General features: G+C 44.3%; 15 protein-coding genes. 13 read left to right on the top strand and 2 right to left on the bottom strand.

The window, feature by feature from the left end; all coding sequences use genetic code 11:
* Positions 1–49: 49 nt before the first annotated feature.
* Complete coding sequence (locus NYE43_RS17820) at positions 50–1,060, top strand: LLM class flavin-dependent oxidoreductase (RefSeq protein WP_024122898.1); 1,011 nt, start codon at positions 50–52, stop codon at positions 1,058–1,060.
* Positions 1,061–1,106: 46 nt separating this feature from the next.
* On the opposite strand, the gene araR is transcribed toward NYE43_RS17820, so the two are convergent.
* Positions 1,107–2,195 (bottom strand): arabinose utilization transcriptional regulator AraR, encoded by a 1,089-nt coding sequence (gene araR / locus NYE43_RS17815; RefSeq protein WP_024122897.1) that lies wholly within the window; start codon positions 2,193–2,195, stop codon positions 1,107–1,109.
* Between the two features lie 203 nt (positions 2,196–2,398).
* Between araR and araE the strand changes: the two genes are divergently transcribed.
* The 3 genes from araE (at position 2,399) to gap (ending at position 6,168) form a co-directional block, all read left to right on the top strand.
* Positions 2,399–3,793 carry an arabinose-proton symporter AraE gene (gene araE, locus NYE43_RS17810; protein ID WP_024122896.1) on the top strand — a complete coding sequence of 465 codons (1,395 nt, stop codon included), beginning with the start codon at positions 2,399–2,401 and terminating at the stop codon, positions 3,791–3,793.
* 298 nt (positions 3,794–4,091) lie between these two features.
* On the top strand, positions 4,092–5,114 hold the full coding sequence (cggR, locus tag NYE43_RS17805; RefSeq protein ID WP_024122895.1) for a gapA transcriptional regulator CggR: 1,023 nt from the start codon (positions 4,092–4,094) through the stop codon (positions 5,112–5,114).
* 46 nt (positions 5,115–5,160) lie between these two features.
* Positions 5,161–6,168: a type I glyceraldehyde-3-phosphate dehydrogenase gene (gap, locus tag NYE43_RS17800; RefSeq protein ID WP_010331916.1), complete on the top strand. Its 1,008-nt coding sequence runs from the start codon at positions 5,161–5,163 to the stop codon at positions 6,166–6,168.
* Between the two features lie 112 nt (positions 6,169–6,280).
* Here the strand turns inward: gap and NYE43_RS17795 are convergent, their stop codons facing one another.
* Positions 6,281–6,433, bottom strand: a complete 153-nt coding sequence (locus NYE43_RS17795) for a hypothetical protein (protein WP_024122894.1) — start codon at positions 6,431–6,433, stop codon at positions 6,281–6,283.
* A 48-nt stretch (positions 6,434–6,481) separates the two neighbouring features.
* Here NYE43_RS17795 and NYE43_RS17790 point away from each other — a divergent pair, with 48 nt between their 5' ends.
* The 9 genes from NYE43_RS17790 (at position 6,482) to NYE43_RS17750 (ending at position 17,683) form a co-directional block, all read left to right on the top strand.
* The gene (locus NYE43_RS17790; RefSeq protein WP_095712992.1) at positions 6,482–7,666 is read left to right on the top strand and encodes a phosphoglycerate kinase; all 1,185 of its coding nucleotides are present in this window, start codon (positions 6,482–6,484) and stop codon (positions 7,664–7,666) included.
* Positions 7,667–7,696: 30 nt separating this feature from the next.
* Positions 7,697–8,458 (top strand): triose-phosphate isomerase, encoded by a 762-nt coding sequence (tpiA, locus tag NYE43_RS17785; protein WP_341062262.1) that lies wholly within the window; start codon positions 7,697–7,699, stop codon positions 8,456–8,458.
* Entirely contained in the window at positions 8,451–9,986 is a 1,536-nt protein-coding gene (gpmI, locus tag NYE43_RS17780; protein ID WP_024122892.1) for a 2,3-bisphosphoglycerate-independent phosphoglycerate mutase, read from the top strand. The genes tpiA and gpmI overlap by 8 nt, the downstream gene beginning before the upstream one ends.
* A 27-nt stretch (positions 9,987–10,013) precedes the next feature.
* Positions 10,014–11,306: a phosphopyruvate hydratase gene (gene eno / locus NYE43_RS17775; RefSeq protein WP_007409956.1), complete on the top strand. Its 1,293-nt coding sequence runs from the start codon at positions 10,014–10,016 to the stop codon at positions 11,304–11,306.
* Between the two features lie 182 nt (positions 11,307–11,488).
* Positions 11,489–12,766: a M20/M25/M40 family metallo-hydrolase gene (locus NYE43_RS17770; protein ID WP_024122891.1), complete on the top strand. Its 1,278-nt coding sequence runs from the start codon at positions 11,489–11,491 to the stop codon at positions 12,764–12,766.
* 261 nt (positions 12,767–13,027) lie between these two features.
* A complete protein-coding gene (locus NYE43_RS17765) occupies positions 13,028–14,362 on the top strand; it encodes a nucleotide sugar dehydrogenase (RefSeq protein WP_213417997.1) in 1,335 nt (444 codons plus the stop codon).
* 12 nt (positions 14,363–14,374) lie between these two features.
* Positions 14,375–15,541, top strand: coding sequence for a DegT/DnrJ/EryC1/StrS family aminotransferase (locus NYE43_RS17760; protein ID WP_141243760.1), 1,167 nt, complete (start codon positions 14,375–14,377; stop codon positions 15,539–15,541).
* Positions 15,538–16,473, top strand: coding sequence for an NAD-dependent epimerase/dehydratase family protein (locus tag NYE43_RS17755; protein WP_024122888.1), 936 nt, complete (start codon positions 15,538–15,540; stop codon positions 16,471–16,473). The genes NYE43_RS17760 and NYE43_RS17755 overlap by 4 nt, the downstream gene beginning before the upstream one ends.
* Positions 16,433–17,683 carry an aminotransferase class V-fold PLP-dependent enzyme gene (locus NYE43_RS17750; RefSeq protein WP_341062259.1) on the top strand — a complete coding sequence of 417 codons (1,251 nt, stop codon included), beginning with the start codon at positions 16,433–16,435 and terminating at the stop codon, positions 17,681–17,683. Before NYE43_RS17755 ends, NYE43_RS17750 begins: the two co-directional genes overlap by 41 nt.
* Positions 17,684–17,694 lie beyond the last annotated feature (11 nt).

Below are 17,694 nucleotides of genomic sequence, written 5' to 3'. Positions count from 1 at the left end.
TAACAGCATGAGGCTGTTTACTTATATCACAACTGCAAAGGAGAACAATATGTCTAACAACCAACGCAAAGATACCTTGCTTTCTGTCTTGAATTTATCTCCTGTTGTTCAAGGAGGAACGATAGCAGAGTCATTCCGAAACAGCATGGACTTGGCGCGCCGTGCTGAGGAATGGGGCTATCATCGCTACTGGCTCGCTGAGCATCATAATATCGAAGGTGTCGCAAGCTCTGCCACATCGGTTCTGATTGGCCATATTGCCGGCGGTACAAAGAAAATCCGCGTCGGTTCCGGCGGTATTATGCTTCCGAACCACTCTTCACTTGTAATCGCTGAACAATTCGGCACACTGGAAACACTGTATCCCGGACGGATTGATCTGGGGCTCGGACGTGCACCGGGAACAGACCAATTGACTGCAAGGGCGCTCCGCAGAAACATCAGCAGCGGTGAAGATTTCCCAGAACAATTAGAGGAACTGCGCAATTACTTTAAACCGTCAGGAAATGTGCGCAATCAAGTCCGCGCCATTCCGGGAGAGGGCATAGATGTGCCGATTTGGCTGCTGGGCTCAAGCGATTTTAGTGCCCGTCTTGCAGGTGAGCTGGGCCTTCCGTTTGCATTCGCTGCTCATTTCTCACCGGCGAATACGGTTCCCGCGTTGGAGCTGTACCGCAATTCCTTTACGCCGTCAGAAGTGCTCAACGAACCGTATGCGATGGTCGGCGTAACGATTATCGCCGCAGATACAAACGAGAAAGCACAGCATCTGGCTACATCGCATTACCAGCGATTCCTTGATCTTGTCCGCGGCACGCCGAACCAGCTGAAGCCGCCAGTAGAAGACATGGATCAAATCTGGAGCCCAAATGAAAAAGCAATGGTTCATCAACAGCTCAGTTCAACCATCGTCGGCGGTCCTGAAGAAGTGAAGGAAAAGCTTGAAGACTTTGTCAAAACAACTCAGGCCGATGAAATTATGGTCAACTCAGAAACCTTTGATCACGCTGACAGAATGCGTTCATTTGAAATCGTGGCTGACATTTGGAAAAACAGATAAAGGCCATAAAAAAGCAATGTAAAGGGGAAACCCATACATTGCTTTTTTATTCATTCAGCTTTCTTGCGGACTGGCGGATGATCAGCTCAGGCTCAAAAATGACATCTTCCTGCTTAGGCTTTTTATGCTCTAAACAGTCAATAACATATTTTGCAGCCGCTTTTCCCAGCACAGACTTCGGGTGCTTCACAGAGGTTAATTTCACCTCAGAGATTTGCGCGAAATGGGAATCATCATACCCAACGATGGACATATCCTCAGGCACCTTGATATCCATCTCCCGAAGCATATCAATAACCTTCAGTGCAATTTCATCATTATAGCAAAGAATAGCAGTCGGCATGTTTTTGCTGTTTTTCTCCAGTGTCTCTTTTACTTTCTCCAGCAGCTTTGATTCCTTTTCTTCCGTCGTAAACGTCACAATCATATCCGGAGAAGGAAATAACTCACGCTCGCGATGCGACTGTATAAATCCGTTCATCCGTTTGACACCCTGCGTGTCATCAGCTTTAAAAATACCCATCATGTGCGTATGGCCGAGAGAGAGCAGGTGCTCGGCCGCCATCATGCCGCCTTTCACATCATCCAGAGTAAAACTCGGTGCGGCAAGCTCGGCGTATGACGCATTAATCATCGCAAAAGGAATGCCGTTTTTTTCTAAATTGAGATAGTAGCCAATATTCGGCGTTTGCAGAGCGCTTTTTGTCGGTTCTACAATCAATCCGTCAATATGCTGTGACAGCAGGTTTTCTAAACCTCTGCGTTCATTGTCCGGATTGTTGTTTGTGCTTGTCAAAAGCATAGAATATCCCTGCTCGCTTAAATAAGACTCGATTCCCCTAATGATGCTCGGAAAAATATAGTCTGATATGTAGGTCGTCAGAACGCCGATTGTTTTATTGGAATGCAGCGCTGATTTAGCAGAGCGTGAAGCGACAAAGGTGCCCCCGCCTTGCACGCTGTAAAGCAGGCCTTGTGATACGAGGTCTCCGATGGCTTTACGAATGGTATGCCGACTGACGCCAAATTGCTGCATTAACTCGTTTTCGGTAGGGATCTTTTGATCGGGCAGAATTTTGCCTTGATTAATCCATGAACTGATTTCTTCTTTTACTTGAGCATATTTTGGTAACATATCCATTCCTCCAAAATGTATACGGACAAATTTCAGTATATCACAGTGATCTATACAAGAAAACATTGACAGAAAATGCAAACGGGATTATTCTATATTTGTACGTACTAATAAACAATAATTTTCGTTAAATTTTTAAATAAGTACGTACAATTGGAACGGAAAATGTAAACGCTTTACTCAACTTTCGGGAGGGCAGAGAAATGAAGAATACTCCAACTCAATTAGAACCAAATGCTCCTGTAACAAGAAGCCATTCAATGGGATTTGTGATTTTGATATCATGCGCGGCGGGGCTTGGCGGTTTATTGTACGGCTATGACACTGCAGTTATTTCCGGTGCTATTGGTTTTCTAAAGGATTTATACAGCCTGAGTCCGTTCATGGAGGGGCTGGTGATTTCAAGCATTATGATTGGAGGAGTTGCGGGAGTCGGGGTATCCGGGTTTTTAAGCGACAGATTCGGACGCAGAAAAATCTTAATGACAGCGGCCCTGTTATTTGCGGTATCAGCAGTTGTTTCTGCTGTTTCACAAGACGTGTCGACCTTAATCATCGCGAGGATTATCGGAGGTTTAGGGATCGGAATGGGTTCGTCATTATCCGTGACTTATATTACGGAAGCGGCGCCGCCCGCCATACGCGGAAGTTTATCTTCCTTATATCAGCTCTTTACGATACTAGGTATTTCCGCAACGTACTTTATTAATCTCGCTGTCCAGCGTTCCGGAACATATGAATGGGGCGTGCAAACCGGATGGAGATGGATGCTCGCTTACGGAATGGTGCCATCCGTTATCTTTTTCCTTGTCCTGCTGGTCGTGCCGGAAAGTCCAAGATGGCTGGCGAAAGCAGGCAGAACAAAAGAAGCGTTATCGATTCTGACACGCATTAATGGAGAAACTGTCGCAAAAGAAGAATTGAAGAACATTGAAAACTCTTTAAAAATAGAACAAATGGGGTCACTATCACAGCTCTTCAAACCAGGTCTCAGAAAAGCGCTTATCATTGGAATCCTGCTGGCGCTCTTTAATCAAGTGATCGGCATGAACGCCATCACCTACTACGGACCGGAAATCTTTAAAATGATGGGATTCGGACAAAATGCCGGATTTGTGACAACCTGTATTGTCGGTGTCGTGGAAGTCATTTTTACCGTCATCGCAGTTTTATTGATTGATAAAGTCGGGCGCAAAAAACTGATGTCCATCGGTTCTGCTTTCATGGCTATTTTTATGATCTTAATCGGGACTTCGTTTTATTTTCAGTTAACAAGCGGATTTATGCTGATCTTCTTTATATTAGGGTTTGTCGCCGCGTTCTGTGTATCGGTCGGGCCGATCACATGGATTATGATTTCTGAAATTTTCCCGAACCATCTGCGGGCGAGAGCCGCAGGGATCGCCACCATCTTTTTATGGGGAGCAAACTGGGCGATCGGGCAGTTTGTGCCGATGATGATCAGCTCGTTCGGACTGGCCTACACGTTCTGGATCTTTGCCGTCATTAACATTCTCTGCTTCCTGTTTGTCGTCACAATCTGTCCGGAAACGAAGAATAAATCGCTCGAAGAGATTGAAAAGCTATGGATAAAATGAAAACGCTTTAAAATATGTAGCCCTTTCGATTGAGAGGGCTCTTTTATTTTGTGCGCACCATTAACGGTCTGCTGTATAAGATAGAGATATAAAGGAAAAAATATTGAATAAGAAACGCAGCTGCATGAAAACTGCGCGAATATTGTCGATGAATTGGCTCTTAACAGTTGAATAAACATTTCCACCCTGTTAAAATAATTAAAGAAAGCAGAAATAATTTTTTTTGGCTATGATGGGACGTTTTTTGTCATAGCGGGACGTTTGATGTCCAGCAAAAAAAGGAAGGAACGTTTGAGTCATGAACCAGTTAATACAAGCTCAAAAAAAATTATTGCCTGATCTTCTGCTCGTTATGCAAAAGAGGTTCGAAATCTTGCAGTATATCAGGCTGACAGAACCCATCGGCCGCAGAAGCCTGTCTGCCAGTCTCGGAATCAGCGAGCGTGTGCTGAGAGGCGAGGTTCAGTTTTTGAAGGAACAGAATCTGGTCGATATTAAAACAAATGGTATGACGCTGACAGAAGAAGGTTATGAACTGCTTTCCGTTTTAGAAGATACGATGAAAGATGTTTTAGGTTTGACGCTTTTGGAAAAGACATTAAAAGAACGTTTAAATCTAAAGGACGTCATTATTGTATCCGGAGACAGCGACCACTCCCCATGGGTCAAAAAAGAAATGGGAAGAGCGGCTGCCGCATGTATGAAAAAAAGATTTTCAGGCAAAAATATCGTCGCTGTGACCGGCGGTACGACAATTGAAGCTGTCGCCGAGATGATGACGCCGGATTCTAAAAACCGCAAGCTTTTGTTTGTGCCTGCAAGAGGCGGTTTAGGCGAAGACGTAAAAAACCAGGCGAACACCATATGCGCGCATATGGCGGAAAAGGCTTCAGGCACTTACCGGCTTTTGTTTGTTCCGGGTCAGCTGTCACAAGGCGCCTATTCATCTATTATTGAAGAACCTTCTGTCAAAGAGGTGCTGAACACGATTAAATCAGCGAGTATGCTGGTTCACGGAATCGGCGAAGCTAAAACTATGGCTGAGCGGAGAAACACACCTTTAGAAGACTTAAAGAAAATAGATGATAACAACGCGGTGACAGAAGCGTTCGGCTACTATTTTAACGCGGACGGCGAAGTGGTCCACAAAGTGCATTCTGTCGGAATGCAGCTGGATGACATAGACGCCATTCCCGATATTATAGCGGTAGCGGGCGGATCATCAAAAGCCGAGGCGATCGAGGCTTACTTTAAAAAGCCGCGCAACACGGTTCTTGTCACTGACGAAGGAGCCGCAAAGAAGTTATTAAGGGATGAATAATCCCTCAATATAAATATCTCTCACTTATTTAAAGGAGGAAACAATCATGGCAGTAAAAGTCGGTATTAACGGTTTTGGTCGTATTGGACGTAACGTATTCCGCGCAGCATTAAACAATCCTGAAGTTGAGGTAGTAGCGGTTAACGATTTAACAGATGCTAACATGCTCGCTCACCTTTTACAATATGATTCTGTACACGGAAAATTAGACGCTGAGGTTTCAGTTGACGGTAACAACCTTGTTGTTAACGGTAAAACAATTGAAGTTTCTGCAGAACGCGATCCTGCTAAACTTAGCTGGGGTAAACAAGGCGTTGAAATCGTAGTTGAATCTACTGGTTTCTTCACAAAACGCGCAGACGCTGCGAAGCACTTAGAAGCTGGCGCGAAAAAAGTAATCATCTCTGCTCCTGCTAACGAAGAAGATATCACAATCGTTATGGGTGTTAACGAAGATAAATACGATGCGGCTAACCACGACGTTATCTCTAACGCATCTTGCACAACAAACTGCCTTGCGCCGTTTGCAAAAGTACTTAACGACAAATTCGGCATCAAACGCGGTATGATGACAACAGTTCACTCTTACACAAACGATCAGCAAATTCTTGATCTTCCGCACAAAGACTACCGTCGTGCGCGTGCAGCAGCTGAAAACATCATCCCAACTTCAACTGGTGCTGCTAAAGCCGTTTCTCTAGTTCTTCCTGAACTAAAAGGCAAACTGAACGGCGGAGCAATGCGTGTTCCAACTCCAAACGTTTCTTTAGTTGACTTGGTTGCTGAACTGAACCAAGAAGTAACAGCTGAAGATGTAAATGCAGCTCTTAAAGAAGCAGCTGAAGGAGATCTTAAAGGAATCCTTGGCTACAGCGAAGAGCCATTAGTTTCTGGCGACTACAACGGAAACAAAAATTCTTCTACAATCGATGCTCTTTCTACAATGGTTATGGAAGGCAGCATGGTAAAAGTAATCTCTTGGTACGATAACGAAAGCGGCTACTCTAACCGCGTTGTTGACCTTGCAGCTTACATCGCTAAAAAAGGTCTTTAATTCATAGCTGAAAAAAGGACCTGACTTGGTTCTTTTGAATAGAAGCGCTATAATGAAAGCGGACAAGGGAAGGGGACGGACTCCCTTTCCCTTTTTCCATGAAGACCGGCTTTCAGAAAACGTTCTGTGAAAGAGAAGCATCTGCGTTTTGCAGCTTTCCGGCGCCTTCGCCTGCGGCCACTGCCCTGGCTTCAGACGATCTGCCCTGTGCCGAAAAGTATGCGATCTGCCCTCGCGGAGTAATCGCTTGATCAGACGGTTTCACGTTTTTCGTGCTGCATGCAAACCATTTTGAAGGAGGATCTCCTAAAGCATGAATAAGAAAACTCTCAAAGACATCGACGTAAAAGGCAAAGTTGTATTCTGCCGCGTTGACTTTAACGTTCCAATGAAAGACGGGGAAGTAACAGACGATACACGTATCCGTGCTGCACTTCCGACAATCAAACACCTTGCAGACCAAGGCGCGAAAGTCCTTCTTGCGAGCCACTTAGGCCGCCCGAAAGGCGAAGTCGTTGAGGAGCTTCGTTTAACTCCTGTTGCTGCACGCCTCGGCGAACTGCTTGGCAAAGAAGTGAAAAAAGCGGATGAAGCATACGGTGATGCTGTAAAATCACAAATTTCCGACATGAAGGACGGAGACGTTCTTGTATTGGAAAACGTACGTTTCTATCCTGGTGAAGAGAAAAATGATCCTGAGCTTGCAAAAGCATTTGCTGAGCTTGCAGATGTATATGTGAATGACGCATTCGGTGCTGCCCACCGTGCTCATGCATCTACAGCTGGAATTGCCGAGCATCTGCCAGCGGTTGCAGGTTTCTTAATGGAAAAAGAGCTTGACGTACTCGGAAAAGCAATTTCCAACCCTGATCGTCCGTTCACTGCCATTATCGGCGGAGCGAAAGTAAAAGATAAAATCGGCGTCATCGAAAGTCTTCTTGATAAAGTAGACAACCTGATCATCGGCGGCGGTCTTGCTTACACATTCGTTAAAGCGCTTGGTTATGAGGTTGGTAAATCTCTGCTTGAAGAAGATAAAATCGAGCTTGCGAAAACATTTATGGATCGCGCGAAAGAAAAAGGCGTTAACTTCTACATGCCTGAAGATGTACTCGTTGCAGATGATTTCTCTAACGATGCAAACGTAAAAATTGTGCCGATCTCTGAAATCCCTAGTGATTTAGAAGCGATTGACATTGGTACAAAAACACGCGAAACGTATGCTGATGTAATCAAAAACAGCAAACTTGTCGTGTGGAACGGACCGATGGGCGTATTCGAAATCGACTTGTTCGCTCAAGGAACAAAAGCGGTTGCGGAAGCATTGGCAGAGGCAAAAGATACATACTCTGTCATCGGCGGAGGAGACTCTGCAGCAGCGGTTGAAAAATTCGGCCTAGCTGACAAAATGAGCCACATCTCAACAGGAGGCGGCGCATCCCTTGAGTTCATGGAAGGCAAAGAGCTTCCAGGGGTAGCCGCACTGAACGATAAATAATTTTAAAACTGCTATAAGGAAGTGGAACAGATGAGAAAACCAATTATAGCCGGTAACTGGAAAATGAACAAAACACTCGGCGAGGCTGTCAGCTTCGTTGAAGAAGTGAAATCTTCCATTCCAGCAGCAGACAAAGCGGAAGCTGTTGTTTGCGCGCCAGCGCTTTTCCTAGAAAAGCTGACTTCTGCTGTTAAAGGCACTGACCTTAAAGTCGGCGCCCAAAACATGCACTTCGAAGAAAGCGGCGCGTTCACAGGCGAAATCAGCCCGGTTGCTTTGAAAGACCTTGGCGTTGACTACTGCGTCATCGGCCACTCTGAGCGCCGTGAAATGTTCGCTGAAACTGATGAAACAGTTAACAAAAAAGCACATGCTGCTTTCAAACACGGCATTGTGCCGATCATCTGTGTTGGAGAAACGCTTGAAGAGCGTGAAGCCGGCAAAACAAATGATCTTGTGGCTGACCAAGTGAAAAAAGGCCTTGCTGGTCTTTCTGAAGAACAAGTTCCAGCTTCTGTTATTGCTTATGAGCCAATCTGGGCAATCGGAACAGGCAAATCTTCTACATCTAAAGATGCGAACGACGTGTGTGCGCATATCCGTAAAACCGTCGCTGAAAGCTTCGGCCAAGAAGCGGCAGACAAGCTTCGCATTCAATATGGCGGAAGCGTAAAGCCTGCAAACATTAAAGAATATATGGCAGAATCCGATATTGACGGTGCTTTGGTCGGCGGCGCGAGCCTTGAGCCACAGTCATTCGTTCAATTATTGGAGGAAGGTCAATATGAGTAAAAAACCAGCTGCACTCATCATTCTTGATGGGTTCGGATTACGAAACGAAACAGTAGGGAACGCAGTCGCTTTGGCGAAAAAACCGAATTTTGACCGCTATTGGAATCAGTATCCTCATCAGACACTGACTGCTTCAGGCGAGGCTGTAGGTCTTCCTGACGGACAGATGGGGAACTCCGAAGTAGGCCACTTAAATATCGGTGCGGGCCGTATTGTGTACCAAAGCTTAACACGCGTAAATGTTGCCATTCGCGAGGGAGAGTTCGAACGCAATCAAACATTCCTTGACGCGATCAGCAACGCGAAAGAAAACGACAAAGCCCTGCATCTGTTCGGTCTATTATCAGACGGCGGCGTGCACAGCCATATCAATCATTTATTCGCGCTGTTAAAGCTTGCGAAAAAAGAAGGGCTGACAAAGGTATATATCCATGGCTTCCTTGACGGCCGTGATGTAGGTCCGCAAACAGCGAAAACGTACATCAACCAGCTGAACGAACAAATCGAGGAAATCGGTGTCGGAGAAATCGCCAGCATTTCCGGACGCTACTACTCAATGGACCGCGACAAACGATGGGACCGTGTAGAAAAAGCGTACCGTGCAATGGCATATGGCGAAGGCCCGACATACCGCAGCGCACTGGATGTTGTTGATGATTCATATGCGAATGGAATCCACGATGAATTCGTTATTCCATCTGTCATCACAAAAGAAAACGGTGAGCCTGTTGCGAAAATCGAAGACGGCGATTCTGTGATTTTCTATAATTTCAGACCGGACCGCGCCATCCAGATTTCCAACACGTTCACGAACAAAGACTTCCGCGATTTCGACCGCGGTGAGAATTATCCGAAAAACCTGCATTTCGTCTGCCTGACTCACTTCAGTGAAACAGTTGACGGCTATGTGGCGTTTAAACCGATAAATCTTGATAATACAGTCGGAGAAGTATTATCTCAGCAAGGATTAAAACAGCTTCGAATTGCAGAAACTGAAAAGTATCCGCACGTCACGTTCTTTATGAGTGGCGGCCGTGAAGCTGAATTCCCGGGTGAGGAGCGTATTCTTATCAACTCGCCGAAAGTCGCAACATACGACTTGAAGCCTGAAATGAGTGCGTATGAAGTGAAGGACGCGCTTGTCAAAGAAATCGAAGCTGACAAGCATGACGCGATTATCCTTAACTTCGCAAACCCAGACATGGTCGGCCACTCCGGAATGGTTGAACCTACAATTAAAGCGATTGAAGCAGTGGACGAATGCTTAGGCGAAGTCGTTGACGCGATTCTCGCTAAAGGCGGACACGCTATCATTACCGCTGATCACGGTAATGCTGATATTCTGATCACAGAATCAGGCGAACCGCACACTGCACATACGACAAATCCAGTCCCTGTAATTGTTACGAAAGAAGGCATCACGCTGCGTGAAGGCGGAATCCTAGGCGACCTTGCACCAACGTTATTAGACCTTCTCGGTGTTGAAAAACCGAAAGAAATGACTGGAACATCTTTAATTCAAAAATAAGCTGAAAATCAAAGGAGAGACAAACTCATGCCATACATTGTTGATGTTTATGCACGCGAAGTATTAGACTCCCGCGGCAACCCAACAGTTGAAGTTGAAGTATATACAGAAACAGGAGCATTCGGCCGCGCATTAGTGCCAAGCGGAGCTTCTACAGGTGAATACGAAGCAGTTGAGCTTCGTGACGGCGACAAAGACCGTTACCTTGGAAAAGGCGTGTTAACAGCTGTTAACAACGTAAACGAAATCATTTCTCCAGAGCTTCTTGGCTTTGATGTAACTGAACAAAATGCAATCGACCAGCTTTTAATCGAGCTTGACGGTACTGAAAACAAAGGCAAACTTGGTGCGAACGCAATCCTTGGCGTATCTATGGCTTGTGCACGTGCTGCTGCTGATTTCTTACAGATTCCTCTTTACCAATACCTTGGAGGATTTAACTCAAAAACGCTTCCTGTACCGATGATGAACATCGTCAACGGCGGAGAGCATGCTGACAACAACGTAGATATTCAAGAATTCATGATCATGCCAGTAGGTGCTCCTAACTTCCGTGAAGCACTTCGCATGGGCGCTCAAATCTTCCACAGCCTGAAATCAGTTCTTTCTGCTAAAGGAATGAACACAGCTGTAGGTGATGAAGGCGGATTCGCTCCAAACCTTGGTTCTAACGAAGAAGCGCTTCAAACAATCGTTGAAGCAATCGAAAAAGCCGGCTTCAAACCTGGCGAAGAAGTAAAACTTGCAATGGATGCTGCATCTTCTGAGTTCTACAACAAAGAAGACGGCAAATACCATCTGTCTGGCGAAGGCGTTGTGAAAACATCTGCTGAAATGGTTGACTGGTACGAAGAAATGGTTTCTAAATACCCAATCATCTCTATCGAAGACGGACTTGACGAAAACGACTGGGAAGGCCACAAGCTTCTTACTGAGCGTCTTGGCAAAAAAGTTCAGCTTGTTGGTGATGACCTCTTCGTTACAAACACGAAAAAACTTGCTGAAGGTATCAAAAACGGCGTAGGCAACTCTATCCTGATCAAAGTAAACCAAATCGGTACATTGACTGAAACATTCGATGCGATCGAAATGGCGAAACGCGCAGGCTACACTGCTGTTATCTCTCACCGTTCTGGTGAAACTGAAGACAGCACAATCGCTGACATCGCTGTGGCAACAAACGCAGGACAAATCAAAACAGGTGCTCCGTCACGTACGGACCGTGTAGCGAAATACAACCAGCTTCTTCGCATCGAAGATCAGTTGGCTGAAACTGCTCAATACCACGGTATTAACTCTTTCTACAACTTGAATAAGTAATAAAAAGACCGCCGAGATATGTCTCGGCGGCTTTTTTTATGCAAACTTTCCTAGCTGTCATTCTTATTCTCCTTCTATATGATTACCTTGATTTGGTAATTAGTATTCATTTTATTGCTTTTTAAAGGAATCAACACAGCAGAACCGAAAAGAAAGGAGTGAATAAGAGGAGGAATGTAAGAATGAAACTGATATTAATGGCCGCAGCACTGGCCGGAAGCGTCATATGGGGAGCTTCGGCTGAACAGCTGAATGAGAAGCAGCCTCTTTCTTTGTCTGAAATGGCCCCGTTGTTTGATGAAGAGCATGCGTATGAAACCATTCATGAGCTTAGTGAAGTCATAGGTCCGAGAGAAACAGGGACAGAGAAAGAAAAAGAAGCGGCATCATACATATCGAAACGGCTTCAAGATGAGGGGTTAACTGTTCGGATTCAGCCATTTCATGTGAAAACATATTTTACTGGTTCAGTAATGGCAGGCGATCATGAATATCCAATACGCTCAGCAGATAAGAACTTTGTGGAAGATGAAGAAAAAATAGAGGCTGCCGTCTTTGACGGAGGCTATGGGTTAAACCTTGAAGTAAAAGAAGCAAAAGGAAAAATAGCCGTTATTAGAGAGGGGAAAATATCAGTATCTCAAAAAATAAAAAACGCCCAAGATGCTGGTGCGAAAGCTGTCATTATTTATAACCGCAAGACAAAACCTCTCGCGATCCGTCCGGTAAAACCAAAACACACCACAATACCGACAGCGGGAATGAAAAAAGAAGACGGAGAAGCTTTGCTGAAAGAAAAGCAGGCTGTCATTCAATTTAAGAACTATCAAAACCGCACTTCACAGAATATAATAGCGACACGCAAAGCGCAGCACACAAAACACCCGGATATTCTTTATGTAACTGCCCATTATGACACAGTTAAAGGTGCACCTGGGGCTGATGATAATGCATCAGGCACATCTGCTGTGCTGGAGATGAGTAAGCAAAGCAAGGATCTTCCTAAAAACAAAGAAATCCGTTTTATCTTATTCGGAGCTGAAGAGCTGTGGTCAGCGGGTTCCTCATATTATGTCAGTACGCTTACATCAGATGAAATCAAACACAGCCGGGCAAACTTTAACGCTGATATGATTGCGACTGACTGGAAAGAAGCCAGCCAAATGTATATAACCACTCCGGATGGCAAAAAAAATGCAAGTGTCAATTATGCAGTAAACGCTGCCCGGAAAGCACAGCTTGAAGCACCCCGCCTCACACAACTGGGATACTCGGATCACGTGTCTTTTTATGAAGCGGGCATACCTTCAGCTAATTGGATTTGGCTCAGCCCGGATACACAAGAGCCTGGTTCATGGTATCACACTGAAAATGATAATATAACACATATCAGCAAAGATAGATTGAAGGAAGCGGGGCAGCTCTTGCTATCTGCTGTAAAAGAGGCGAATATAGAATAAAAAACAGGCTTCGGCCTGTTTTTTAATTTTTCACTAAATTCTTTCAATTGAGGGAGATTCTCTCACCATTCTCCTAATAAATACCTTATCATAGGTACGTAAAATACCAATTACTAGTAAATTACAACATAATGTCCTACGAAATAAAAGGATACAAAACTCATTTACCGTTTTTTTACTTTTGTTATAATTGCAGTATCGATCGATAATTGTTTAATTTTGTAAAAGTATATCCTTTTCTATCTTATAGGGGGTCCAAAAATGAATCCTGTCACACAAGAAGCTCGAAACCTAGGTCATAAGCGGCTTTTAGAATTGATTGAAACAAAACAGGCTGTTGTAGGTGTATTAGGGATGGGATATGTGGGGTTTCCTCTTGCATTGGAATGTGTCAATAAAGGATACAGCGTCATCGGCTTCGATAGGAACAGCGAAAAAGTTTCTTTGCTGAAAGACGGGCACAGCCATATTCGGGATATAGACGATAACCAATTAAAAGCGGTATTACAAACAGAGCGTTTTCAAGTGAGTGAGAATATGTCTCTCATTGAACAATGCGACATTATTGTGATATGTGTTCCGACACCTTTGAACAAAAAAGATAAAATTCCCGATCTAAGCTACATAGACAGTGCAGTTGACAGTATGTTGGCTTACGGAAGAACAAATCAGCTCTTAATTTTAGAAAGTACAACCTATCCGGGTACAACCAAACAAAAAATCGCCGATAGAATGGCAACAGGGCGGCAGGTAAACATAGGCTCAGATTTTTTTATAGCTTATTCTCCTGAACGAATTGATCCTGGGAACAGCCAATATGAAGTTGCCGATATCCCTAAAGTGGTCGGCGGAATGACCCGGAATTGTACAAAACTTGCCTCAGCGTTTTACAACACTATCGTTACAAGCATTCATCCAGTAACCTCACCTGAAGTAGCAGAAACAGCTAAACTCCTAGAGAATACCTACCGTTATGTAAATATAGCTCTCATCAATGAAATGGCACTTAATTGCCGAGAACTCGATATTGATATATGGGAAGTGATCAATGCAGCAGACACAAAGCCGTTCGGGTTTCAAAAATTCAGCCCCGGCCCTGGCGTAGGCGGCCATTGTATACCGATTGATCCTTTTTATTTTAAATGGATAGCCAATCAAAAGGGATTGCAGACAAAGCTGATTGATTTAGCTGATGAAATTAATTCTGAAATGCCGTTTTCAGTGTCCGACTATGCCATGAAGCTGGTTGATAAAGAACCGTGCAGCATTTTATTAATAGGTGCTGCTTATAAAAAAAATACCAATGATTCTCGTGAGTCTTCTGCATTTGCAATTATCGATGATCTGATGAAAAAGGGATGCACGATAGATTACTATGATCCTTTTATCAGTGAAATTCGCCTGGAAGACGGCAGCATCAAGCGCTCCGTCCCTTTCACTAAGGAGAAGATCAACCAATATGATGTCGTCATTATTCATACTGATCATGATGATATAAATTACAGCATATTGCGGGATACAGCCCCTATTATTTTCGATACCAGAAATATTTGCAGAGAAAAAATGGCTGACAATGCAAAGCTTGTCACACTATAGGAGGGAACTACCATTAGTAAACGATTTATCTCTTTTCACAGACCTGATATCACAAACGAAGAACTGGAAACTGTAGCCGAAACAATCAAGTCAGGATGGATTTCAAAAGGTCCGAAAGTGATTGAATTTGAAAAAAAGCTGGGCGAATATCTAGGCGCGGAACACGTAATCAGCTGTAATTCAGGAACAGCTGCCTTACACATGGCATTGCTTGCACTCGGTGTAGGAGAAGGCGATGAAGTTATTGTTCCGAGCTTCACGTTTTGTTCAAGTGTAAACGTCATTTTGCATGTCGGAGCAACCCCGGTTTTTGCGGACATCTGCGAGGATGATTTATGTATAGATCCGGAAGATGTTAGACAAAAGCTTTCACCGCGCACAAAAGCAGTCATTGCGGTCCATTTTGCAGGTCATCCGGCAAATTTGGATGAGCTTAGCAGCATATGCAAGGAAAATGGACTGTACTTGATTGAAGATGCCGCTCACGCGCTTGGGACAAGATATAACGGGAAGATGATCGGCACACACGGAGATGCAGTATGCTTCAGCTTTTATGCAACCAAAAATATTACGACGGGAGAAGGAGGAGCTCTTATTCTTAAGGATGAAGAGGCAGCCGAGAGAGCGAGACTGTATGGGTGGCATGGCATTACAAAAAATGCTTGGAATCGATACGGTGAAAAGGGCAGCTGGCGATATGATGTTTTACTTCCCGGCTTTAAGTACAACATGACAGATATCCAGGCTGCGCTCGGGCTCATTCAATTGAAACGTGCTGCTGAGATCCAAGAAAAACGGACAAGAATCGCAAAGTATTATGCGTCTGAGCTTACAAATCAATCAGAAAGAGCAGAACTTCCTTTGACAGACATCCCCAGCCATATCACCCACTCTTGGCATTTGTTTATTCTGCGGGTGAAAAAACGCGGGGAAATGGAGCGAGACCAGTTTATTGAAAATATGAAAGCGAAAAATATTGGCTTGAGTGTCCACTTTATCCCTGTGCATATGCATCCCTACTATAGTGAGCATTTTCCCGCAAAGCTGCCGGTAACTGAACGCATCTTTCCTGAAATTGTATCACTGCCTCTTTATAGCCAGCTATCGAAGGAAGATTGTCAATATATCGTTCAATCAATTAAAGATGTTTTATCTTTAAGCCAGGAGGTCGGACAATGAAACACATTGCTATCTTAGGTGGAGCAGGCTTTATAGGAAGTGAATTAGCCGGGTTATTACAGAATAAAGGCTATCATGCGATCATCGCTGATCAAAAAAAGCCGGATTTTCAGGCGGAGTTCCGACAAACGAATATTTTAGATCGGCAATCGCTTAAGGAATCATTAAAAGGAGCAGATGCTATTGTTCATTTAGCGGCAATGGTCGGAGTAGACAGCTGCCGCAGCAATGAAGAGGACGTCATCAAGGTAAATTTTGAGGGAACGAAAAACGTAACGGAGGTATGCAAGGAGCTAGGCATCAAAACCCTTCTTTTTTCCTCCAGCTCAGAGGTATTCGGGGACTCACCCGATTATCCGTATACGGAATCGAGTAAGAAGCTCCCTAAATCTGCTTATGGAAAAGCAAAATTGAAGTCAGAGGAATATTTGAGGGAGCAGGCATCAAACTCGTTGAATGTCAGAGTTGTCCGGTACTTTAATGTATACGGCCCGAAGCAGCGGGAGGACTTTGTCATTAACAAGTTCTTCAGTTTGGCTGAATCTGGTGCAGAGCTTCCTCTTTATGGAGACGGCGGCCAAATCAGATGCTTCAGCTACATTAGTGATATCGTTAACGGAACATATCTGGCACTTCTGCATAAAGGCAGTGTTTTTGAAGATTTCAACATAGGAAACAATATGCCCATCAGCATAAAAGGGCTGGCAGAGAAAATCAACGTAATGACAGGCAGGAAGAAAGAGAATTACACCTTTAAAAAGCTGGGTGAGGATGGTGTCCGAGGTAAGGATATTGAAATTTTCAAACGTGCTCCTTCCATCGAGAAGGCAAAGCGAATGCTTGGATATGCTCCTAAAGTTCACCTTGATGAAGGCCTGAGGATGATTAAAGTTGAAAGACAAAAACAAAAACAAAAACTTCCATTATCCTGAGAATCCCAAACAGATCAAGTTTCCCATTTATGCGAGGCAGCTTTCAGGCAGAAGTCTTTTCCCGGCATTCACTCATTTCATCTCAGCTAAAAAAACCAGGTTGGCAGAAAAACTGGAAAAACGCTATGGAAAGGGTATCGAATTGACTTCGAGCGGAAGTGCGGCGTTGGTGCTTGCACTGAAACTTTCCGGAGCGGAGCCTGGAAAAGAAGTTATTTTTTCTTCTTTCAGCTGTCCGAATGTAATTGATGCTGTGCTTCAATCCGGGGCTTCTCCAGTTTTCGCTAATCTGGATGATGATTTATCCCTGTCTTTTGAAGATGTGAAAAACAAAGTGACCGAGAGGACATGCGCTGTCATTTTGGCGCACGTCTACGGTCGGAAGGAAAACATGAATCTTATTGAGTGGGCTAAAAAGAAGCGTATTCGTGTCATCGACGATGCTGCTCAGGCTATGTTTACAAAACAAGCCGGAACATTTGCAGGCGGTTTGGGGGATTTTGGTATCTTGAGCTTTGGAATGTCAAAGCCTCTCGGCAGTATAGGGGGCGGAGCATTAATCGCTCGGAAAGATGTGCTGGACAAAATCAGCAGGCTGCCGATGGAACAGCGAAAGCAAGTAGATGCTGATTATGATGCTTATAAGAGACAGCAGCGAATGCAGGCCTTGATGAGTTCTAAGGCTCTATCTTTCTTATTCAGAAAAGCAGGTGTTCGTACTTCTTTAAAAACGAGCAAACTTGAAGTCCTTCCGAAAAAACCTGCTACTGTCCCTTTATTGCGAATGCATCCGGTGAGACAAGCCATTATCGAATACCAGCTGTCCAAGATGGAGCGGTTGGTGAAAGACTCATCAAGAAATTTGGAGACGGCAAGATACATTTTTGCGGAGGCCGAAGAGTTATACGGGATCAAGATGATTCAGCCTCAGGCGGGAGAGAGCCTGAACTATTTGACAATCGTATTTCCTCATGAAGGCGAAAGGTACGATTGCTCCGTTTATTTAGCGGCAAAAGGCATTCAAACATGCTGGAACTACCTTCCTCTTCACCTGATTCCGCTATATCAGCCTTATTCACAACTTGAGGATGAAAATTCTCTTTGGAAAAGAGTTCTTTCGCTGCCATTCAAACCGCCTCTTGGCACAGAGCAGGTGAAGTATATTGCTGAAACTGTTTTAACGTATGCAAAGCAAAAGAATAAGAAATGAATGTTGGTGAT

This window comes from Bacillus sp. FSL R5-0434, from assembly GCF_038004745.1.
GTDB classification, from domain to species: Bacteria; Bacillota; Bacilli; order Bacillales; family Bacillaceae; genus Bacillus; species Bacillus halotolerans.
This window is presented reverse-complemented; position numbering and strand designations above follow the sequence as displayed.